This window comes from Ligilactobacillus agilis (assembly GCF_025311475.1).
In the GTDB taxonomy this organism is placed as follows: domain Bacteria; phylum Bacillota; class Bacilli; order Lactobacillales; family Lactobacillaceae; genus Ligilactobacillus; species Ligilactobacillus agilis.
The window spans coordinates 1,385,702-1,406,705 of record NZ_CP104397.1 but is presented as its reverse complement, the minus strand read 5'-3'; the positions used below and the strand labels follow the sequence as shown (position 1 = coordinate 1,406,705).

At 40.7% G+C, this 21,004-nt stretch carries 21 protein-coding genes; 18 read left to right on the top strand and 3 right to left on the bottom strand.

What is annotated here, in order from left to right; translation table 11 throughout:
• Positions 1 to 37: 37 nt before the first annotated feature.
• From ftsA to recD2, 17 genes are all read left to right on the top strand, one after another.
• Entirely contained in the window at positions 38 to 1,390 is a 1,353-nt protein-coding gene (gene ftsA / locus N4597_RS07000) for a cell division protein FtsA (protein ID WP_260903119.1), read from the top strand.
• Positions 1,391 to 1,404: 14 nt separating this feature from the next.
• A complete protein-coding gene (ftsZ, locus tag N4597_RS06995) occupies positions 1,405 to 2,646 on the top strand; it encodes a cell division protein FtsZ (RefSeq protein ID WP_170091080.1) in 1,242 nt (413 codons plus the stop codon).
• 26 nt (positions 2,647 to 2,672) lie between these two features.
• A complete protein-coding gene (locus N4597_RS06990; protein WP_056976489.1) occupies positions 2,673 to 3,095 on the top strand; it encodes a cell division protein SepF in 423 nt (140 codons plus the stop codon).
• Positions 3,096 to 3,106: 11 nt separating this feature from the next.
• Complete coding sequence (locus N4597_RS06985; RefSeq protein ID WP_260903113.1) at positions 3,107 to 3,361, top strand: YggT family protein; 255 nt, start codon at positions 3,107 to 3,109, stop codon at positions 3,359 to 3,361.
• Between the two features lie 12 nt (positions 3,362 to 3,373).
• Positions 3,374 to 4,159, top strand: a complete 786-nt coding sequence (locus N4597_RS06980) for a YlmH family RNA-binding protein (protein WP_101811710.1) — start codon at positions 3,374 to 3,376, stop codon at positions 4,157 to 4,159.
• 34 nt (positions 4,160 to 4,193) lie between these two features.
• The gene (locus tag N4597_RS06975) at positions 4,194 to 4,916 is read left to right on the top strand and encodes a DivIVA domain-containing protein (RefSeq protein ID WP_167589520.1); all 723 of its coding nucleotides are present in this window, start codon (positions 4,194 to 4,196) and stop codon (positions 4,914 to 4,916) included.
• A gap of 260 nt (positions 4,917 to 5,176) precedes the next feature.
• Positions 5,177 to 7,972, top strand: a complete 2,796-nt coding sequence (ileS, locus tag N4597_RS06970; protein ID WP_202022139.1) for an isoleucine--tRNA ligase — start codon at positions 5,177 to 5,179, stop codon at positions 7,970 to 7,972.
• Positions 7,973 to 8,124: 152 nt separating this feature from the next.
• A complete protein-coding gene (dapF, locus tag N4597_RS06965; protein WP_260903105.1) occupies positions 8,125 to 9,102 on the top strand; it encodes a diaminopimelate epimerase in 978 nt (325 codons plus the stop codon).
• 9 nt (positions 9,103 to 9,111) lie between these two features.
• A complete protein-coding gene (locus N4597_RS06960) occupies positions 9,112 to 9,648 on the top strand; it encodes an NUDIX hydrolase (RefSeq protein WP_260903103.1) in 537 nt (178 codons plus the stop codon).
• Positions 9,649 to 9,834, top strand: a complete 186-nt coding sequence (locus N4597_RS06955) for a hypothetical protein (RefSeq protein WP_050612484.1) — start codon at positions 9,649 to 9,651, stop codon at positions 9,832 to 9,834.
• A 12-nt stretch (positions 9,835 to 9,846) separates the two neighbouring features.
• The gene (locus N4597_RS06950; protein WP_260903099.1) at positions 9,847 to 10,530 is read left to right on the top strand and encodes a 5'-methylthioadenosine/adenosylhomocysteine nucleosidase; all 684 of its coding nucleotides are present in this window, start codon (positions 9,847 to 9,849) and stop codon (positions 10,528 to 10,530) included.
• A gap of 15 nt (positions 10,531 to 10,545) precedes the next feature.
• Positions 10,546 to 11,697 (top strand): cysteine desulfurase family protein, encoded by a 1,152-nt coding sequence (locus N4597_RS06945; protein ID WP_260903096.1) that lies wholly within the window; start codon positions 10,546 to 10,548, stop codon positions 11,695 to 11,697.
• Between the two features lie 9 nt (positions 11,698 to 11,706).
• Positions 11,707 to 12,048 (top strand): DUF1831 domain-containing protein, encoded by a 342-nt coding sequence (locus N4597_RS06940; protein WP_050612481.1) that lies wholly within the window; start codon positions 11,707 to 11,709, stop codon positions 12,046 to 12,048.
• A gap of 160 nt (positions 12,049 to 12,208) precedes the next feature.
• Positions 12,209 to 13,336, top strand: a complete 1,128-nt coding sequence (mnmA, locus tag N4597_RS06935) for a tRNA 2-thiouridine(34) synthase MnmA (RefSeq protein ID WP_202022142.1) — start codon at positions 12,209 to 12,211, stop codon at positions 13,334 to 13,336.
• Positions 13,337 to 13,489: 153 nt separating this feature from the next.
• Complete coding sequence (locus N4597_RS06930; protein WP_056976498.1) at positions 13,490 to 14,143, top strand: histidine phosphatase family protein; 654 nt, start codon at positions 13,490 to 13,492, stop codon at positions 14,141 to 14,143.
• A gap of 9 nt (positions 14,144 to 14,152) precedes the next feature.
• The gene (locus N4597_RS06925) at positions 14,153 to 14,830 is read left to right on the top strand and encodes a tetratricopeptide repeat protein (protein ID WP_260903085.1); all 678 of its coding nucleotides are present in this window, start codon (positions 14,153 to 14,155) and stop codon (positions 14,828 to 14,830) included.
• Entirely contained in the window at positions 14,826 to 17,237 is a 2,412-nt protein-coding gene (gene recD2, locus N4597_RS06920) for an SF1B family DNA helicase RecD2 (protein WP_260905249.1), read from the top strand. Before N4597_RS06925 ends, recD2 begins: the two co-directional genes overlap by 5 nt.
• A gap of 38 nt (positions 17,238 to 17,275) precedes the next feature.
• Here recD2 and N4597_RS06915 read toward each other — a convergent pair whose 3' ends face one another.
• From N4597_RS06915 to N4597_RS06905, 3 genes are all read right to left on the bottom strand, one after another.
• Positions 17,276 to 18,253 carry a diacylglycerol/lipid kinase family protein gene (locus N4597_RS06915; RefSeq protein ID WP_260903082.1) on the bottom strand — a complete coding sequence of 326 codons (978 nt, stop codon included), beginning with the start codon at positions 18,251 to 18,253 and terminating at the stop codon, positions 17,276 to 17,278.
• Between the two features lie 168 nt (positions 18,254 to 18,421).
• The gene (gene rnjA / locus N4597_RS06910; protein ID WP_050612476.1) at positions 18,422 to 20,098 is read right to left on the bottom strand and encodes a ribonuclease J1; all 1,677 of its coding nucleotides are present in this window, start codon (positions 20,096 to 20,098) and stop codon (positions 18,422 to 18,424) included.
• Between the two features lies 1 nt (position 20,099).
• Positions 20,100 to 20,312, bottom strand: a complete 213-nt coding sequence (locus N4597_RS06905) for a DNA-directed RNA polymerase subunit epsilon (RefSeq protein WP_056976502.1) — start codon at positions 20,310 to 20,312, stop codon at positions 20,100 to 20,102.
• Positions 20,313 to 20,629: 317 nt separating this feature from the next.
• On the opposite strand from N4597_RS06905, the gene N4597_RS06900 reads away from it, so the two are divergent.
• Entirely contained in the window at positions 20,630 to 21,004 is a 375-nt protein-coding gene (locus N4597_RS06900) for a hypothetical protein (protein ID WP_192944577.1), read from the top strand.

Sequence of the window (21,004 nt, the reverse complement as noted above, 5' to 3'; positions counted from 1 at the left end):
CTTAAATAAAAGATTATTCGAGTAGGAGGCCTAATTGATGGATAATTCTGGATTATATGTAGGATTGGACATCGGGACTACTTCGATTAAAGTCATAATTGCTGAGTATGTGAAAGGGCAGCTTAATATTATTGGATCAGGAAATACGCTTTCTGCTGGCTTGAATCGAGGGGTCATTGTTGATATCGATCAAGTAGTAGATGCAATCAAAGATGCAGTAAAGCAAGCTGAAGATAAAGCAGGAGTTGACATTACTGACGTAATTGTTGGGTTACCAGCCAACATGCTTCAAATTGAAAAATGTCAAGGAATGATCTCTATCGGTGATGATGCTAACCGTGCTAAGGAAATTACCGACGAAGATGTTCAGAGGGTTACGGAAGCAGCCCTTGTGCAAAATTTACCCCCAGAACGTGATGTAATCGATATAGCTCCTGATGAGTTTGTTGTGGATGACTTTGAAGGTATTAGGGATCCCCGCGGAATGGTGGGAGTTCGCCTAGAAATGAAAGGGGTCATGTATACTGGCCCTAAAACAATCTTATACAATACTAAAAAGTGTGTGGAAAGAGCCGGCCTGAGGGTTCAAGAAATTGTGGTTGCCCCAATTGCAACCGCTCAATTGGCGCTAGACGAAGGCGAAAAGGATTTTGGCGCGATTGTGATTGACTTAGGCGGAGGACAGACAACCGCCGCAGTTGTTCATGATCATAAGTTGAAATATACATATGTCGACCAAGAAGGCGGCGACTTTGTAACGAGAGATATTTCTGTTGTTTTAAATACTTCTGTTGAAAATGCAGAGTCTCTAAAGCGAAACTATGGTTTGGCATTAGCTAGCGGTGCGTCTAGCGAAGAAATGTTTGCAGTTCAAGTTGTCGGCAAGCAAGAGCCTCGGATGGTGACCGAAGAATTTTTAGCTCAAATTATCCAAGCTAGATTAGAGCAAATTTTTGGTAAGATTGCTCAAGCCTTGGGTAAGGTTGGGGCCTTAGATTTACCAGGTGGGATAATTTTAACTGGTGGTATGGCTGACCTGCCAGGAATTGCCGAATTAGCGGAAGAAATTTTTGGAGTGAATGTACGCATTTTTAGGTCAAATGAAATGGGGCTAAGAATTCCTTCTTACACCCAGGTATTGGGGTTAGTTACTTACGTTGCTTTGCAAAATGAAGTAGCTTTGGTGGTAAAACATACCATTGATAAGAAGTTGGGAACTAGCAACGTTAATGCCTATAGAAATGAGCAAGTTAAAGATAGGCAAGCAGAAGTGCAGTCAGAAGAACTAGATGATTACGAAGAAGCAGCGGATTATCCTAATGAAGAAAAGAAGGCAGGCTTCTTTAGTAAGATAAAAGGTATGATGGCTGGCCTATTTGACGAGGATTAAGGTGGAGGTAGATTATGAGCTTTGATATAACATTAGATTCAAATACAGAAGAAAGTCAAGCAGTTATTAAGGTAATTGGGGTTGGGGGCGCTGGTGGTAACGCCGTTAACCGGATGATTTCTGATAACGTTCAAGGGGTTGAATTCATCGTTGCTAATACCGACGTTCAAGCTTTAAAGAATTCCAACGCCGAAGTGAAAATTCAATTAGGACCTAAATTGACACGGGGACTTGGTGCCGGGGCTAACCCTGATAAGGGCCAAAAGGCAGCAGAAGAAAGTGAAGAAGCAATTGCCCAAGCTTTAGAAGGTGCCGACATGATTTTTGTTACCGCCGGAATGGGTGGCGGTACAGGGACAGGAGCTGCACCGATTGTGGCTAAAATTGCCAAAGAACAAGGGGCACTTACTGTTGGGGTCGTTACCCGCCCATTTACCTTTGAAGGGCAAAGACGTGCAAAATACGCCGCTGAGGGTGTTGCTCAACTAAAGGAAAACGTCGATACCTTGGTAATTATTTCTAACGACCGCTTATTAGAAATTGTCGATAAGAATACCCCAATGTTAGAAGCCTTCCATGAAGCCGATAATGTTTTACGCCAAGGGGTGCAAGGAATTTCTGATTTAATCACTTCTCCAGGTTATGTTAACTTGGACTTTGCCGATGTTAAGACCGTGATGGAAAACCAAGGGGCAGCCTTGATGGGAATCGGGACTGGCGAAGGCGATAACCGGATTGAAGAAGCTACCAAGCGGGCAATTTCTTCTTCATTACTGGAAGTATCAATTGATGGGGCAGAACATGTCTTGCTTAACATCACCGGTGGTAGTGATTTATCACTATTTGAAGCACAAGCCGCTTCAGAAATTGTGACCCAAGCTGCTTCGAGCGATGTCAACATTATCTTTGGGACTTCAATTAACGAAGAACTAGAAAATTCGGTGGTTGTAACTGTAATTGCAACTGGGATTGATAAAAAAAACGAAAGCAAAAAGCCTAAGCGAATTTTAAATGAACGTCCACGTGCGTCTAAGCAAGAGACGGATGGGGACACTGGTTCCAAGGACAAATTCAATGACTGGAATATAAGTCGTGAACTTGATAATGGTCCTAAAGTTACCCCTAAGACTAGAACTAATCGCTTTGAAAATGTTGAAAAGACTCAGTTTGATGTCTTCGGCTCAGGTTCTGCTCAATCAGTTGATAGTGATGATGACAATTTAGATACACCACCGTTTTTAAGACACCGTCATTAAAAAATGGATAGGGGGTGCCAAGAAAAATGAATAATATGTTGAAGCGTTTTTTTGGTGATGACTATGACGAAGAAGATTACTATGAGGAAGATGAAACACCAGTTACTAGTAATTCAGATACTAGCCGTGATACTAAGGTGATGTCATTGGTCGGTAAGAATAAAGGCCAAACAGTTGAAAAGAAAATCATGATTTTTGAACCACGGGTCTTTTCTGATGTGAAGCAAATTGCGCGGAGACTGTTAGCCGGTGAAGCGACCTTGGTTAATTTTCAAAGAATGGATGACGATAGTGCCCACCGCGTAGTCGATTTCCTTTCAGGGGTAGTCTTTGCAGTCGACGGAGAAATTAGGCGGGTTGGTGAAACCATTTTTCTTTGTACTTCAAGTAGTTTCACGATTGAGGGCGATTTATCGGGCTTTGGTCAAAGTAAGAATAGTTTTAATTAGGGAGTGACAATTTGCTGTTTACCGTTATTATAAATTTATTTAGCTTATACGAATTGGCTCTAGTAGTCTATGTTTTGATGTCTTGGTTTCCAGGTGCATATCAGACTGGACTAGGAAGGTTTTTGGCTAGTATTTGTGAGCCATACTTAGAGATATTTCGCTTCATTCCGTCATTGGGGGGAATTGATTTTTCACCGCTAGTTGCTTTTTTTGCATTAGGAATTGTTGAAAAAGGGTTGTTGTTTTTCTTAAGTTTAATTTTGTAAGAGGTAAAAACGATGGTAAACCCTACAATCTATCAACATTTTCGGGTGGAAGAAAGACCCTTAGTCGATGAGTTTATGGCTTTAATCGCGCAAGCGCAAACTGAGTACCGTCCAATCTTGACGCACTTTCTAAATCCAAGGGAACGTTATATCATCCAAACGTTACTGGGAAATAGTGACGAGCTAAAACTTGAGGCTCGTGGTGGCTATTTAGCGGCCGAGCGAAAGCGAATGTTAATTTTTCCAAGTTACTATGAACCACAAGCAAGTGACTTTGAAGTAACTCCGCTAGAGATAAGCTATCCGCAAAAGTTTGCGGAACTAAGCCATGGCCAAATTTTAGGTACGTTGGTGAATAGTGGCTTAAATCGAAATGTAATTGGAGATATTATTACAGATGGTGAGCGTTGGCAAGTATTTACACAAACTAACATGAAGGATTACTTTCAAAGCCAAATTGAAAGGATTGCCAAGATTAAGGTTAAGTTAGTTGAATTAGAACCAGCGCAAGTCATTGAGCCTTTGGATGAATGGCAACAAGCTAGTATAACGGTAACTTCCCTTAGGTTAGATGCAATAATTGCGAGTTGCTATCATATCTCGAGGCAACGGGCAAAAGAATTAATCAAAAGTCGTAAGGTCCAACTTAATTGGATGCTAATTGAAAAGGCTGACTATACTTTGGACTCGTACGATATCATTTCTGTCAGAGGTCATGGCAGAATTCGTTTAGATGAAGTGTTAGGAACGTCTAAAAAAGGTAAATTACGTTTAGGCGTATCCATATTAGGTAAATAATTATGTAGTCATTACATACTTGGAGGTGTTGGGGATGGCATTGACCCCATTAGATATTCATAATAAAGAATTTCATGTAAAGTTGCGTGGTTACGATCAAGATGAAGTAAATGACTTCTTGGATCAAGTTATTAAGGATTATGAGCAAGCGTTAAAAGAAAATGAACGTTTAACAGATAGCCTTAAGCAAAATCAAGAAAAGCTTAAGTACTTTAATGATTTGAAGGACTCCCTTAACCAATCAATTATTGTGGCCCAAGAAGCAGCTGACAAGGTTAAGGCAAATTCACAGCGAGAAGCTGAAATTATTAACCGGGAAGCGCAAAAGCAAGGGCAAGATATTATTGACCAAGCCAACGAAAAGGCGCGTCATATCCTAGATGAAGCTTCTAAGAAGGCTAAGAAGTTAGCGGTAGAAACCGATGATTTACGCAAACAAGCAAGAATCTTTAGACAAAAACTCCAAGTAATGATGGAATCTCAGCTTGAAGTGGTTAAAGGTAGCGAATGGGATGAAATCTTGAAGCAAGGCGACACAAGTAGCTTTGAAGAAATTCAAGAAGCAATTCGTAAGGATGAAAGTCTTGACAAAGACGGCAGTTCAGAAGTACAATCAGTTGCAGATGATATTTCATTTTCTAATGGAGACTCACAAACTGACACTGAAAATGATAATGAAACGGTTGTCGTTTTCCCAGATGCTAGTGATGACACTAATGATAATGAATTTGCAGATAATGTTTATATTAATAATTAATTAGAAGAACGCGAGGGTTTATCTTAGACAATAGCGAGCCAATGGTTGGTGGAAGATTGGTAGTTGGCGGATAAACACTTATCATCTTTATAAATACTAGGCTGAACTAATAGTAAGCGTGGTCGGCTCATTACCGTTATCAAATGGTTAAGATGAACTTGTTAAAGTTTAAATTTGGGTGGTACCACGGTAAGATCTCGTCCCTTGTGATGAGGTCTTTTTTTGTATCACTAAGTTATTAAAAGAGAGGAAGGCTGTCTATGCGAGTTAAAGACACATTAAATTTAGGTAAGACTAAATTTCCAATGCGGGGTAACTTACCAGTTCGTGAATTAGAACGGCAAAAGGCTTGGGAAGAAAATAAAGTATACCAACAAAGACAAAAATTAAACGAAGGTAAACCTAGTTTTGTTTTACACGATGGACCTCCATATGCTAATGGTAACATCCACATGGGCCACGCTTTAAACAAAATTTCTAAGGATATTATTGTACGCTCTAAGTCAATGATGGGCTTTAGGGCACCTTACGTTCCTGGTTGGGATACACACGGTTTGCCAATCGAACAACAGCTAAAAAAGGCTGGGGTTGACCGTAAGGCAATGAGTGTTGCTGAATTTAGGGAAAAATGTCGTGAATATGCCCTAGAACAAGTCGACAAGCAACGGACTGACTTTAAACGCTTAGGGGTAGCCGGTGAATGGGATAACCCTTACGTAACCTTAGACCCTAAGTTTGAAGCAGCTCAAATTCGGGTCTTTGGCAAGATGGCCGAAAAAGGTTTAATCTACAAGGGTAAAAAACCAGTCTTTTGGTCTTGGTCATCCGAATCAGCTTTAGCCGAAGCAGAAGTTGAATACCATGACGTAACTTCTCCATCCGCTTTTTATGGTGAACAAGTTGTGGATGGTAAAGGGGTCTTAGACACAGATACCTACATGGTGGTTTGGACTACTACCCCTTGGACTATCCCTGGTTCTGAAGGGATTACGATTGACCCTAACTTTAATTATTCTGTTGTTAAACCAGCAGGTAGCGACAAGAAATATTTACTAGCCACTGAATTAGTTAAGCAAAACGCTGAACTCTTTGGCTGGGAAAGTTATGAAGAAGTTAAGGTTGTTAAAGGTAAAGAATTAGACAAGGTATTGGCCCAACACCCATTTTACCCTGACCGGAAGTTAGTCACGATGTTGGGCGACTTCGTTACTTTAGATGCTGGGACCGGGTTAGTCCACACGGCTCCTGGTTTTGGGGAAGACGACTTTAACGTAGGGATGAAATACGGTTTAGATATCTTTGTTCCTGTTGATGACAAAGGTTACCTAACTGAAGAAGCCGGGCCTGACTTTGCCGGAGTCTTTTATGAAGATGCTAACGAAATTTCACTAGCTAAATTAAAAGAAGCTGGGCTACTTTTAAAGGCTATGGACTATGAACATAGTTACCCATTTGACTGGCGGACTAAAAAGCCAATTATCTTCAGAGCTACTCCACAATGGTTTGCATCCGTTGATAAGATTAGGGATGAAATTTTAGCTGCGATTGATGAAGTTAAGTTCTTCCCAGATTGGGGTCAAAAACGACTTCACAATATGATTCGTGACCGGGGCGATTGGGTTATCTCACGGCAACGCGTTTGGGGTGTGCCTTTACCAATCTTTTATGCCGAAGATGGTGAAGCAATCATGACCAAGGAAACCATCGAACACGTGGCTAAGTTAGTGGAAGAATTTGGTTCTAATGTTTGGTTTGAACGTGAAGCTAAAGACTTACTACCTGAAGGCTTCACAAGCGAACATTCACCTAATGGGGTCTTTGTTAAGGAAACAGATATCATGGACGTTTGGTTCGATTCTGGTAGTTCCCACCAAGGGGTATTAGCTTTACGTGATTACCTAAAATACCCATCAGATATGTACCTTGAAGGTTCAGACCAATATCGTGGTTGGTTTAACTCAAGTTTGATTACAAGTGTGGCTGTTTCGGGTAAAGCTCCTTATAAACAAGTCCTATCACAAGGGTTCACGCTTGATGGTAAGGGCCGCAAGATGAGTAAGTCCTTGGGTAACACCATCGTTCCAAGTGAAGTAATTGACAAGATGGGGGCCGAAATCATCAGACTTTGGGTTCTAAGTGTTGATTCTTCTGCGGACGTCCGGGTTTCAATGGGCAGTTTCCAACAAATTTCTGAAAGCTACCGGAAATTCAGAAACACCATGCGCTTCTTGTTAGCAAATACTAGTGACTTTGATCCTAAGAAGGACACGGTTGCATACAAAGACTTAGAATCCCTAGATAAGTATATGTTAGTTTTAACTAATAAATTTACTAAGGAAGTTCTAGATGCTTATGCTAACTATGACTTCATGACGATTTACAAGAAGCTAATCAACTTCTTAACTACGGAGTTATCAGCTTTCTACTTAGATATTGCTAAGGATGTAGTTTATATCGAGGCAGCAGCTAGCCAGAAGAGACGTTCAATGCAAACAGTTCTTTACGAAGTAGCTGTTCGCTTAGCTAAGCTAATGACACCTGTAATGCCACACACTACTGAAGAAGTTTGGGAATATCTAAAAGAACCAGAAGAATACGCTCAATTATCAGAGATGCCAGCAGTTGAATACTATGATGGGCAAGACCAATTGGTTGAAAATTGGACTCGCTTCATGAAGGTTCGTTCTGATGTCTTGAAAGCTTTAGAAGAAGCACGGAATGCTAAGTTAATTGGGAAGTCATTTGAAGCCCACGTTAACCTTTATGTTTCTGAAGGGGTTAAGGCTGAACTAGATAGCCTCAATACTAATTTACGGCAAGTCTTAATTGTATCTGCTTTGGATGTGTTACCACTTGAAGAAGCACCAGCGGATGCATTAAAACTCGACGCGGTTACTGTTAAGGTAGAACATGCTAGCGGCGAAGTTTGCCCACGGTGCCGGATGATTAAAGAAGATGTCGGTGCAGATCAAGACTTACCTAAGTTGTGTGCTCACTGTGCTCAAATTGTACGGGCTAACTACCCAGAAGCTGTAAGTGCTGGTTTAGAAGATTAATAGTATTTGATTAGTAAAAACAAACCTTGGCTTTAATTGCTGAGGTTTGTTTTTTTTGCTCAAATTAGGGCTAAGGTTGGAATACTTCACACTGGAATTGTTTTTTGTTAAGATGGAGTAAGTAATAAATTTCGCTTAAGAGGTATTGTAAAATGAAGATGTTGAAAGTTCATGGTTCAAATAATGATTTTTTTATTTTACCAGCCGCTAATTTAACGAAGCCGTTGAGTGAAGCTGAGTTAAAGTTACTAGCTCAAAAGCTTTGTGATAGAAAAGGTGGATTACATGGTGGGGCCGACGGGGTTTTGTATGTAACCTCCGGTCATGATGCTAGCGTAGCTGGAAAGATGCGGGTAATTAACGCTGATGGTAGTGAAGCAAGTATGTGTGGGAATGGTTTACGGACCGTAGCGCGTTATTTGAGTACGCAAACCGGGTTAACTGATTTTAAAGTGGAGACCATGCACGCTGATTTAGAAGTAAAAGCAGCTCCCGCATTTGCCAAAGGGGTACCCGCATTTGATGTTGAGATTTCACCAGTCAGCTTTAAAGCAGAAGATTTGCTAATGCATATTGGCAAGGAACAACTAATTAATGAAACTGTTCCCCAGTTAGGAAGCAATTTGAAGTTCACTGCCGTGGCAGTACCTAACCCGCACTTAATTAGTTTTGTTGACCATGAAACCTTAATGGTGGAAGAACTAGGTCGGATTGCTTCCTACTTGAATGATGGTCAAAATCCACTCTTCCCTGATGGGGTTAACGTCAGCTTTGTAGAGGTGTTAGCAACTAACAAAATTTTTGTTAGAACTTACGAACGAGGGGTTGGTTATACCAACGCTTGTGGGACAGCAATGTCTGCTTCTAGCTTAGTTTACTCACTACTTTATCCAGAAACTTCCGTGGAAGACTTAATCACGGTAATAAATCCAGGCGGAATGGTAAAGACTAAGGTTCATCAACGTCAAGATGGGTCATACTGGATGTCACTGATTGGGAATGCAAGCTTTGTAGCCGAAGTTGAACTTGAACAAGCTGATGCTATGCAAGGCGACTTTACTAAGGCAACTTGGAATGAAACTGGAGAACAAGCGGCATATGAAGAATTTGTCGCTAACTTAAAAAAGTAGGTGGTCATGATGGACTTTGAGGAAAAAGTAATCTCTAACCAAAATTTATACGACGGTGCCATTTTGAAATTAGACTTAGAAACGGTCAGTCTGCCGGATGGACGTCAAGCCAAGAGAGAAATTGTTCGCCATCAAGGTGCTGTCGGTATAATTGCAATAACTCCGGCTAATAAAATCGTGTTAATTCGGCAATGGCGTGCACCTTTAGGTCAAGTTACCCTGGAAATACCCGCAGGGAAAATTGAACCGGGAGAAACACCTAGTCAAACTGCGGTTAGGGAACTAAATGAGGAAACAAGGTTTCAAGCTGACAAGCTAGAACTACTAACTGAGTTTTATACTTCACCAGGCTTCGCTGATGAAAAGATGTATCTTTACCATGCCGTTAATTTGCAGGCAGTAGCTAATAAACTAGCTCAAGATGACGATGAGTTTTTGCAATTGGAAGAATTGACTTTAGCTGAAGTTCAAGCTCAGATTGCAGCGGGAACGATTTGTGATGCCAAAACCCTAATGGCAATTATGATATGGCAGGCGATGCAATAGATGACAGAAGAACAAGTAGAAACCAAGGCTGAAAATCTAAGTCGGACAGAGATGCGTAAGCAACAAAAAGAGCTCTTAGAGGAGGCCAAGATAACCAAACTAAAACGGCGCCTTAACTATGTCATTGCCTTTTTAGTGACGGTATTAATCTTGATTTTGTTGTTTATGCGTTTTATTAATTTTTAGGTGGTAGATTTAATGAAATATGGAATTATTTGTGCGATGGAAGAAGAAATCAAGGAATTACGCGCACAGTTAACGAATGCTAATGAAGAAAACATTGCCAATATGATTTTTTATAGTGGGCAAATTAATGACCACGAAGTGGTATTGGTGCGGGCAGGAATTGGTAAAGTTCAAGCTGGAGTAACGACAGCCTTTTTAATTGAAAACTTCAAGGTTGACGCTGTGATTAATTCAGGGTCAGCTGGTGGAATTGGGGCCGGCTTGGCTGTAGGAGACCTAGTGCTTTCTACCGGGGCCGCTTACCATGATGCTTCGGCGACTGTCTTTGGCTATAAACCGGGCCAACTACCACAGCAACCACAAATTTTTGAAGCTGATCAAGAATTGTTGCAAGCCGTTAGTGAAGCGGCAAGCCAAGCAGGTTTACAGGTGAAACCTGGTTTAATCGTGACTGGTGATCAGTTTGTTTCTTCTCAAGCCCAAATTGTGGCAATTAAGGAAATTTATCCACAAGCACTATGTTGTGAGATGGAAGGGGCAGCGGTAGCTCAAGTGGCCTACCAATTTGATAAGCCTTTCTTAATTGTCCGGGCAATGTCGGACGTTGGGGATGAAGACGCCGGTCAAAGTTTTGATGAATTTATTATTGATGCAGGTAAGAAGTCGGCGCAAATGATTCTTAACTTACTTGCTTAGTAGGGATGATATTAAATGAATTATATATACTTAGATAATGCTGGAACCACCCCCATGGCACCAGAGGTTATTGCGGAAATGACTACGAAGATGGAAACAACCTTCGGTAATGCTTCTGCGGTCAATTATTATGGCCGCCAGGCGCGTTTTGTTTTAGATACTAGCCGTCATCTAATCGCACAATCAATTAATGCCCAAAATGACAACGAGATTGTTTTTACTAGTGGTGGGACTGAAAGTGATAATACGGCCATTATTCAAACGGCTTTAGCCCGTAAGAGTGAAGGGCGGCATATTATTACCAGTGCAGTTGAACACGAGGCAGTCTTAAAGCCCATGGCTTATTTAGAAGAAATCGGTTTTGAGGTTACTTACTTACCAGTTGATGAAAATGGGCTGATTTCAATTACAGACCTCAAAAAAGCTTTACGGCCAGATACCATTTTGGTCTCAATTATGATGGGAAACAATGAGGTGGGGGCCAGGATGCCAATTCATGAAATCGGTCAAGTAGTGGCCGCTTCTAACGCTTGGTTCCATACTGATTGTGTTCAAACTTATGGATTGCTTGAGATTGATGTTCAGGCAGATAAGATTGATTTACTTTCTACTTCAGCTCATAAACTAAATGGACCTAAATTCATGGGTTTTTTGTACCGGCGTGATGGGCTCAACTTTAAACCCTTATTAAAAGGGGGAGACCAAGAATTAAAGCGGCGTGCCGGCACTGAAAATATTCCTGCCATTGCTGGTTTTGCTAAAGCAGTTGAGTTGGCTAACCAAAATAAGGCTAAGCATCGGCAGGATTATTTAGCTTTTAAACAACAATTTATTGACGAACTTACGGCTTTAGGAATCGAATTTGAAGTTAACGGTAAGCATAACGAAGATGAATTACCCCATGTTTTAAGTATCTGGTTTAAGGGTTGTCCAGCCGATGCGTTACTGACCAACTTGGATTTAGCTGGGGTATCTGCCGCTGCTGGTTCAGCATGTACAGCGGGCTCGCTCGAACCATCCCATGTTTTGACGGCGATGTATGGAAAAGACAGTCCGCGGGTAAGTCAGTCACTACGTTTTAGTTTTGGAATTACCAATACCAAGGACGAAATTAGTCAAACTGTAGCGGCCCTCGCTAATATAATTGGGCGCTTAAAAAGAAAGTAGGGAAATATTATGGCATATACAGAGGTAGCAAAAGTTTTAGGAGCACAGGATAGTTACCGGCTTTCACCTGAAATTAAAAGATATTCATTGCGGGATGTGGGCTTTGTTGAAACAAAGGGAGGCAAGTTTCAACTAGAACGTTCATTGGATCCTAATACTCCGTTTGGTCAAGCCTTTAAGTTAAAGGTAGTGGTCGATGCTAGCCTAAAGAAGTTTAAATTGGCAACAGTTACTGCTAACGGCTTGAAGGAAGTTAACGTTTTTACTGGTAAAAATGCTGAGGTTAACGTTGAACAATTAAACTTTATTTTGGCCGACTTAGTAGCGCATAATATTTTAGTTAAACTATAGTACGAAGGGCTATTCATCCTCGTTTCAAATCACGAAGATGAATGGCCCTTTTTAAGCTGACAGCTTGCAGAAAAGAACTTTTATTAGTATAATAGCTCTTACTGGATAAGCGACCTTCAAATCGTAGATTCAGAATCTGAAAGAAATGATGGTGACTTAAATGAAAGATAAGAGCCAAATTCGTGTCGTAGTCGGCATGAGTGGCGGAGTTGATTCATCCGTGTGTGCTTACTTATTGAAGCAAGAAGGCTATGACGTTGTCGGGGTCTTCATGAAGAACTGGGATGATCAAAATGATAGTGGTGTTTGTACGGTAACAGAGGATTATCAAGATGTTGCGAAAGTAGCTAATCAAATTGGCATTCCTTATTATTCAGTTAATTTTGAAAAAGAATATTGGGACCGAGTGTTTACCTACTTTTTAGACGAATATAAAAATGGCCGGACACCAAATCCTGATGTGATGTGTAATAAGGAAGTTAAGTTCAAGGCCTTCCTAGATTACGCAATGGAATTGGATGCAGATTATATTGCCATGGGACACTATGCGCAGCTTAAGCGTGACGAAGATGGGACAGTTCACCTAATGCGGGGGGCAGACGATAATAAGGATCAAACTTACTTCCTTAGTCAACTTTCCCAAGAGCAACTCCAAAAAGCAATGTTTCCAATCGGTGGCATGAACAAGCAAGAAGTTCGTGAAATTGCCAAGAAGGCGGGCTTAGCCACCGCTGAAAAGAAAGACTCAACCGGAATTTGCTTTATCGGTGAGCGTAACTTTAGTAAGTTTCTAAGTGAATTTTTACCCGCTCAACCAGGTAAGATGATGACGGTCGATGGTGAATATAAGGGTGAACACTATGGTTTGATGAACTATACTATTGGTCAACGGCGGGGGCTAGGAATCGGTGGTGATTCCAAGAGTAACGAGCCGTGGTTCGTAGTCGGAAAGGATCTTAAGACTAATACTTTATTAGTTGGACAAGGCTATCATAATGAGCACCTTTATGCAACTAGTTTAGATGCAAGTAAGTTGAGTTTTGTTGCTCCAATCGAAGAACGGGGCAATGAATTTCACTGTACTGCTAAATTTAGGTACCGGCAAACTGATAGCGGGGTAACAGTTCGTTTTAATAAAGATAAGACTAAAGTTGACGTTATCTTTGATGAGCCAGTTCGTGCGATTACCCCTGGACAAGAAGTGGTCTTTTACGACGGCGCTGAATGTTTAGGGAGCGGGACGATTGATCATGCTTACCAAGACGAAAAATTATTGCAATATGTCTAGGCTTAAGAGTAAGTCTTAACGGGACTAATTAAATCTACGTTTAGTTATTAAACGTAGATTTTTTATTTACCCCAAAAAAGGGGTGGTGTTTGAAGCCAAAGCTTATTTCTAGTAAAATAAAGGGTATTAGATAAGATGAAGGAAGTTTTTTAAGTGACTAAACTATATTTTGTTAGACATGGTAAAACTGAATGGAATTTAGAAGGTAGATACCAAGGGGCTAAGGGGGATTCCCCCCTATTAGGACAATCGTATGCTGAAATCGAGCAGTTAGCAACTTATTTGAAGCAATTTAAGTTTGCCAAAATTTATACTAGTCCCATCAAACGGGCTAGGGTTACGGCTCAAAAATTAGCTGCTAGTCTAGACCAGAATGTTAAGCTAGAGATTAATGATGCCTTTAAGGAATTTAACTTGGGCCAAATGGAAGGAATGTATTTTACAGACTGTGAGCGCCTTTTTCCTGAGGAGGTAGATGCTTTTAGAAACCATCCCGACAAATACGATGCAACCAAAATTGGGGGCGAGTCTTTTGAAGAGGTTTTCGCTAGGATGACCCCTAAAGTAAAGGAGATTTGTCGGCGCTATCCTAACGAAAACGTAATTATCGTTAGTCATGGGGCAGCCTTATGTGCTGAAATTAGGCACTTACTGGGAGTACCTTTAGAGCAATTGCGAGCTAAGGGGGGCCTCAATAATACTAGCACTACTATTTTGCAAACGAATGATGGTGAACATTTTAAATGCTTAGCCTGGAATAAACATGATTATCTTAAAAGAAAATTAGATAAAACAGATATGGTTTAGGTGGAAGAAATGACAAAACGTGAAGAAAAAGAAAAGCAGGCTCAAGTAGCACTTAAGCAGTTAATCGCTCAAGTAGACAAAGATCCTTATAATCCCGAAGCATATTACCAATTAGGGATGGCTTTGACGGAAATGAAAAGTTATCCGCAGGCCGAAGAACTTTTCAAAAAAGCCTTGAATGTGTTTGAGGGGCAAGCAGATAAGCAGGCATTGTTACATTATGGTTTAGGTAACGTCTTTTATGCCAGTGAGTTTTATCCAGAGGCACTTAAAGAATTTCAAGCGGTTAAGGATAGTAAGTTGGCTAACGAGGCGTTATTGATGTTGGCTCAGACTAACTATGCGCAAAAGCAATATCAATCCTGTGTAGCTTTTGCTTTAACGGTTTTTGAACAAGATGCTACTAATACGACTGCCTTAAAATTAGTAGCTGATAGTTTAATGGCCTTGGGTAGTTTTGCAGAGGCAAAGCAATATTACCAAAAATTTTTGGAACTTAGTCCAGCTAATGTGGAAGTCCTGTTCTCATTAGGTTTAGTTAAGCTGGTACTAGGCGAAGATGCCAAAGGCTTATTTACCAAAGTAAAACAAAGCGATGCCAAGTATTATGCTAAAATGCAAACCCGTCTCCAAGAGGTAGAGGCCTTCATAGAGAAAACCCAACCAAAGGATAAAGCAGGTGATTAAAACGGAGGAGCTAAATTTATTTGCTGGAAATTCCACTGCTACAAATAAGTCCTTAGTGGGAGTAGTAAAACATATTTTGTTCGAAGCTCACGATACCTTTTATAAGGTACTAGTGGTTAAAGCTCTCGAGCATGATTTTGAATGGGCTAAAAGTCAGATTACGGTAGTGGGAAACTTTAGTGATATTAAGGAAGGAGGCCGCTATCGTTTTTTTGGAAGGTTAGTGGCTCATCCTACCTACGGCGAGCAGTTTAGGGTTGATAATTATCAATTAGAGGTTGCAACGACTGCAGAGGGCTTGATTGCCTACTTTGCTAGTGAAAATTTTCCTGGAATTGGTAAGAAAACGGCAGCGAAGATTGTAGCTAAGTTAGGAACTGATGCCATTAGCAAAATTCTCGCGTCCAAAAGCGTACTGGCTGACCTAGCCCTGAGCGCCAAACAACGCCAAACTATTGTTGAGGTCTTACAGGCCAATAATGGGATGGAGCAAATTATCGTTGGCTTAAATAGTTTTGGCTTTTCGGGAAATTTAGCAAATAAAGTCTATAATGCTTATCATGAACAGGCGTTAGATATTATTCATGAAAATCCCTACCGCTTAGCGCGAGATATTAGCGGGATTAGTTTTTCAAGGGCTGATCAAATTGCCGAGGAATTAGGCTTTGCAAGCAATGACCCTAACCGAATTGAGGCCGCCATTTTTCAAGTTTTATACGAAGCAAATGACCAAGAAGGCCATACTTATCTCACGCTTAGACAAGTTGTAAGTGAAGCTCAGGCTTACTTAGAAGCGGGGCGTAACGAGGAAATTGATCCAAACGAGATTGCCAATATGATGATTAAGTTGGCTGAGCAAAGGAAAATTGTTCCCGAAGGAAAGCTAGTCTACCTCAAGCGTAATTACTACGCCGAATTGAAAATAGCCGAAAACTGTTACCGCCTGGTGAAGGATAAGGACCAACCGGAATTTTCGGCAACAAAATTAGCTCATGCCCTAAGAATTGTTGAAAAAAAATTAGGAATTGACTATGACCATGACCAACTTGAAGCTATCAAGGCGGCTATAGTTGCGCCAGTCTTTTTACTGACAGGTGGTCCCGGGACTGGTAAAACCACTATCATTAAGGGGATTATTGAAGCCTACTGCCTATTATATGACTTAAATCCCCAAGCAATTAAGTTAGCCGCACCCACAGGCCGGGCGGCCAAAAGAATGAGTGAAGTCACTGGCTTAACGGCAAGTACAATCCACCGGTTATTAGGTCTAAACGGTAACGAGGAAGATGAATTTGAACCTAAGGAGGTTACGGGTAATTTACTAATTGTGGATGAAAGTTCTATGGTAGATACCCACTTGATGGAAACCTTGCTCGAAGCGATTCCGAGTGGGATGCAGGTTATTTTGGTAGGGGACAGAAATCAGTTACCTTCAGTTGGGGCAGGACAAGTTTTCTCCGATTTATTGGATAGCGACGTTTTACCTAAGAAGGAATTGAGTAAAATTTATCGTCAAGGTGAAGGCTCAACCATTGTGACGCTAGCTCATAAGGTTCAGGAAGGAAAGCTACCCGCTGATTTGCTAGTTAAACAAGCAGATAGATCTTTTATCAACTGTCAACCAAACCAAGTTCCACAAGTGATAGAGCAGGTCGTCAAAATTGCCTTAGCTAAGGGAATCAAGCAAGACGAAATTCAACTGCTAGCCCCGATGTATAAGGGAATAGCAGGGGTAGATGCGTTAAATGAGTTGATTCAAGGAATTTTTAATCCAAGAAAGGCTAATAAAAAAGAGGTCACCTATTTAAATCAGCAGTTTCGCATTGGTGATAGGGTGTTACACCTAGTCAATAACCCGGAAGAAAATATCTTTAACGGTGATATTGGCAAGATTGTGGGGATTGAGGATTCTAAAAAAGAGCAACAGTTAATTGTGGCATTTGATAGTAATGAAGTTACCTTCGATACTAAAAACTGGAATAATTTAAGGCTAGCTTACTGCCTATCGATTCATAAGTCGCAAGGAAGTGAGTTTCCCGTGGTGATTTTACCGTTGGTACGCCAATTTTCACGAATGTTGACCCGCAATTTACTGTATACGGCCATAACTAGGGCTAAACAAAAGCTAATCATGGTTGGAGATCCCAGTGCATTTAAACTTAGCGTGGAAACTCTCTCCTTAAACCGGCAGACTAGTTTAAAGCAGAGACTGACGGAGGTTTTTGAAACTGACCAAAGTCGCAAAGAGGATGCGGATACAGTTCAAGTAGCAGCTGAGCAGACAACCGAAGGGCAAGTTACTCAAGAAAGAATTTTAACGATGGCATTAATTGAGGGCAATCAAATTGAACCTTTGATTGGACTTGATGGGTTAAGCCCCTATGATTTTATGGAAAAGGTTAACTAAACAAAATCCCCCTTAACTTAGCGTTAGGGGGGATTTTGTTAGGCTGATTTTTCTTGGGAATCAGTCGGTGTTAGCGCGGTAAACCAAAATGGATACTTGCTAGCTTTAAAGAAAATATCATAGTATTTATTTCCTTGCTCTTGACCATCAATTTGGCCAAACTCTAAAGAATTGATAATCAAATGAATATCCTTTTCTTTATAGTGGTGTACCGATGGAAGTTTAAGTTGCTTGCGGAAATAAATTAAGATGCTTAACAACAGGAATTTAAAGAAATTCATGTTATCGGCGATAATCAGGTCTAATTTATGGTCACCTGCGTTGGCCACGGGTGAAAGGGCAATATTTTTCTTGAAATAAGGATGGTTGGCGACGTTGACAAGAAAAGCATGCTTGTAAAATTCATACTTACTCCCAATTCGCACTGTGACATTAAAAGCCTCTTGGTTAACATAAGCCTCAAAAACATTCCAAATGTAGGAGAAAATGCCCAAATGAAACTTTTGTAGGTACTTATGGTGTGGAGCGTGTGCGTTAAGACTGACAATGTAGGCGTCAATCCCAATTCCAAAGTCATTGAGGAAATAACCGGTCTGATTATGGGTCGTTTCTTCAAAAAAGCCAATGTCAAAATAGCTAGCCTTATCTGTGGTTAAAACCTGTTCTAGTGCGGTAAGAGGATCAAAGCTGATGCCAATTCCCTGGGCAAAGCCATTATTATTGCCAGAGGGGATAAAGGCTAAGGGAATGTCGTAGTCTAACTTGGCCGCCTTAATCCCGTTTAAAGTTTCGTTTAGGGTGCCGTCACCGCCAACCACTAAGATTACAGTTTTAGTTAGTTCTGAAGTGGCTGTTTTTTTGATAAAGGAATAAGCTAAGTCTTTAGCATTATTGTTAGTGAGTTGGTAAGTGTAGGAAACTTGCCGCTCAGTCAGTTTTTGCTTGACTAGTTGCCAGTTTTTCTTACCTTGGCCATCGTTTGCATCTTCATTAACGATAACGAAAAAGTTTTTCACGCCTGGATGCCTCCAATTAAATTAAGTAGGTCTCTAAAATTAACTAACAGTAAGCTTTGCCCGTAAAATGTTAGTAACCTTAACCAAGGAGGGACAACTGCTAAAATGACTTAGTTTTTAGCAGTTGTCCCTGGTTATTATGATTAGCAATTATTGGGAAAACTTTGATTATAATGTGACTAACATAGGTAATATCATAGGGTGTCTTTCCGTTTGTTCAAATAAGAAGTTCTGTAAGTCGCCGATAATAGCATCGCGCAACATAGCTTCAGTGACTTTATCGTTTTTCAGAGTCCGTCTAATCGTTCTAAATAGGCGTCTGCGTCCTTGGTTGATTAATTCACCTGATTCCCGCATGTAAATGAAACCACGGGAGAGTAAATCTGGACCTGCAAGGATTTCGCGCTTCTTCATATCGATTGTAGCCACTACCACAACCAAACCTTCTTCTGAAAGGATGCGACGATCACGTAAGACAACGTTCCCGATATCACCAACACCTGAGCCATCAACGTAAACGTCGGCGGCATTAAAGTGACCTGCAATGCGGGCGGAATCTTTAGTAAGTGCCAGGACATCACCATTTTCTAGGATAAAGGAATTCTCGGTTGGCACTCCGCATTTTTCTGCCAGCTCAGTATGAATTTTAAGCATCCGGTATTCGCCGTGGACCGGCATGAAGAATTTAGGTTGCATTAACCGTAGCATTAATTTTTGTTCTTCTTGCCCACCGTGACCGGAAGCATGGATGTTGTTCACTTTACCATGAATAACGGTTGCACCTGCTTCTTCTAGTTCATTAATCACCTTGTTGACACTCAAAGTGTTACCAGGAATAGGGGAACTAGAGAAAACGACGGTATCACCAGGTTGAATGGCCACTTGGCGGTGAGTCCCATTAGCGATGCGACTAAGGGCAGCCATAGGTTCTCCTTGTGAACCGGTACATAGAATCATGACCTTGTTAGCTGGAAGGCTATTGATTTCCCGGGCGTCGACTAGGGCATCATCTGGGATGTCGAGGTAGCCGAGTTCGCGGCCATTAACAATAGCGGCTTCCATACTACGGCCAAAGACGACAATTTTCCGGCCCTTATTAACTGCTGCAGAGGCTGCTTGTTGGATTCGAGAAATATTTGAGGCAAAGGTCGCAAATATAATCCGGCCTTCGACTTTTTCAAAAATGCGGCGAATAGAACGCCCAACCCAACGTTCAGACTTGGTGAAGTTAGGAACTTCAGCGTTGGTACTATCAGAAAGGAGACACAAAACGCCCTCAGATCCTAATTTAGCCATCTTTTGGAGATTAGGTGGCTGATTAGTAACAGGAGTTAGGTCAAACTTATAATCCCCGGTGCAAACAATCGTACCAGAAGGAGTTTTAACAGCCACTCCTAAGGTATCAGGGATAGAGTGAGTCGTTCTGAAAAAGCTAACGCTGGTTTTCCTAAACTTTAAGACGGTGTCCTCGTTAATTTCATGTAACTCAGTTGTTCTAAGCAAGCCATGTTCTTCTAGTTTACTTTTGATTAAGGCTAAAGCTAGTGGCCCGGCGTAGATAGGAATATTAACCTTTTTTAATAAATAAGGAATTCCCCCAATATGGTCTTCGTGCCCGTGGGTAATCACTAACGCTTTAATTTTTTGCTGGTTTGCTACTAAATACTGGTAGTCAGGAATGACGTAATCAATTCCAAGCAAGTCATCTTCGGGAAACTTAATTCCGGCATCGACGACGATAATTTCATCTTGGAATTGGATACCATAGGTGTTTTTACCGATTTCACCTAGACCACCAATAGCAAAAACAGCCGTTTCGTTATTTTTAACATTTAGCTTTTTCATGCTAAAACTCCGTAAGTTTGAAGTTAGGACTTTCTTTTTCGTATGCTAACGTTGCTTCGTCCAAGCCTTCAATAAATTCAACGTTGTATTCTGTATTTGATTCAACAAGTAAGCGAGCATTAACTTCACTGTCAGTGTCTAGGTATAAGACCTCAGTATTTTCTCGTCTTGGGTTAACCTTTTTTGATGGTTGGTAATATACTTTAAAAATCATTAATAATTCTCCTTCATATTTCTAATAGATTAAGGGAAATTCCCAGTAAAAATAAATTTTCCGAACAAAGATTGCTTACACAATAATTACATATATTTTAGCATAGATTAACTTTTAAGTATAGGGAGTTAATTTTACAAACTACTAAAAGTAACTATTTCGTAGCCAAAGTAAATAGCATATAATGAAGATAACTAGGTAAAGGACGTGAAAGCTAGAAGATGGGTAAGATAATCCTAATAATATTTTGTTTGCTTGTTATAGCTATCTTTTTGAAAGCTAGGCAACTTTGGAAACGAAAGCGCGCGTTTAAGTTAGTGGAAACATTAAGTCAAGAACAAACCGACAAGATTATTAGGTTAGTCTTGATAAAGGAAGGACTTATTGCCGAAGACCAAGAGGTTAGTTCAACCGTTCTTTCTGATATCTGGGGGCAGGGAGTATTGGTTTTTAGTTATGAATTGGTTGTGCAAACCAATGATGGTGATTTAAGTATAACTAGACGCCAATTTGTAAAAGATTTACAGACTGTTTGTTCTGCGCAAAAACTCCAAGGCTTGCCCGGTTATCCCCCACTAATGGTGACTGATTTTTGGGTGGATGAACGCCAAAGCCTGCATATCGATGTGGCTAACATTGCAAACAAGGCTACCGCTCAATACGTGCATGATATTAACAAAGTAGAGCAATAA

Excerpts from the sequence above, each read along its gene's own strand:
- N4597_RS06940 (WP_050612481.1), top strand. The coding sequence starts at position 11,707 with ATGGCATATACAGAGGTAGCAAAAGTTTTAGGAGCACAGGATAGTTAC.
- N4597_RS06960 (WP_260903103.1), top strand. The coding sequence starts at position 9,112 with ATGGACTTTGAGGAAAAAGTAATCTCTAACCAAAATTTATACGACGGT.
- ftsZ (WP_170091080.1), top strand. The coding sequence starts at position 1,405 with ATGAGCTTTGATATAACATTAGATTCAAATACAGAAGAAAGTCAAGCA.
- ftsA (WP_260903119.1), top strand. The coding sequence starts at position 38 with ATGGATAATTCTGGATTATATGTAGGATTGGACATCGGGACTACTTCG.
- rnjA (WP_050612476.1), bottom strand. The coding sequence starts at position 20,098 with ATGAAAAAGCTAAATGTTAAAAATAACGAAACGGCTGTTTTTGCTATT.
- dapF (WP_260903105.1), top strand. The coding sequence starts at position 8,125 with ATGAAGATGTTGAAAGTTCATGGTTCAAATAATGATTTTTTTATTTTA.
- N4597_RS06980 (WP_101811710.1), top strand. The coding sequence starts at position 3,374 with ATGGTAAACCCTACAATCTATCAACATTTTCGGGTGGAAGAAAGACCC.
- N4597_RS06990 (WP_056976489.1), top strand. The coding sequence starts at position 2,673 with ATGAATAATATGTTGAAGCGTTTTTTTGGTGATGACTATGACGAAGAA.
- N4597_RS06955 (WP_050612484.1), top strand. The coding sequence starts at position 9,649 with ATGACAGAAGAACAAGTAGAAACCAAGGCTGAAAATCTAAGTCGGACA.
- N4597_RS06945 (WP_260903096.1), top strand. The coding sequence starts at position 10,546 with ATGAATTATATATACTTAGATAATGCTGGAACCACCCCCATGGCACCA.
- N4597_RS06905 (WP_056976502.1), bottom strand. The coding sequence starts at position 20,312 with ATGATTTTTAAAGTATATTACCAACCATCAAAAAAGGTTAACCCAAGA.
- N4597_RS06975 (WP_167589520.1), top strand. The coding sequence starts at position 4,194 with ATGGCATTGACCCCATTAGATATTCATAATAAAGAATTTCATGTAAAG.
- N4597_RS06950 (WP_260903099.1), top strand. The coding sequence starts at position 9,847 with ATGAAATATGGAATTATTTGTGCGATGGAAGAAGAAATCAAGGAATTA.
- ileS (WP_202022139.1), top strand. The coding sequence starts at position 5,177 with ATGCGAGTTAAAGACACATTAAATTTAGGTAAGACTAAATTTCCAATG.
- N4597_RS06925 (WP_260903085.1), top strand. The coding sequence starts at position 14,153 with ATGACAAAACGTGAAGAAAAAGAAAAGCAGGCTCAAGTAGCACTTAAG.
- mnmA (WP_202022142.1), top strand. The coding sequence starts at position 12,209 with ATGAAAGATAAGAGCCAAATTCGTGTCGTAGTCGGCATGAGTGGCGGA.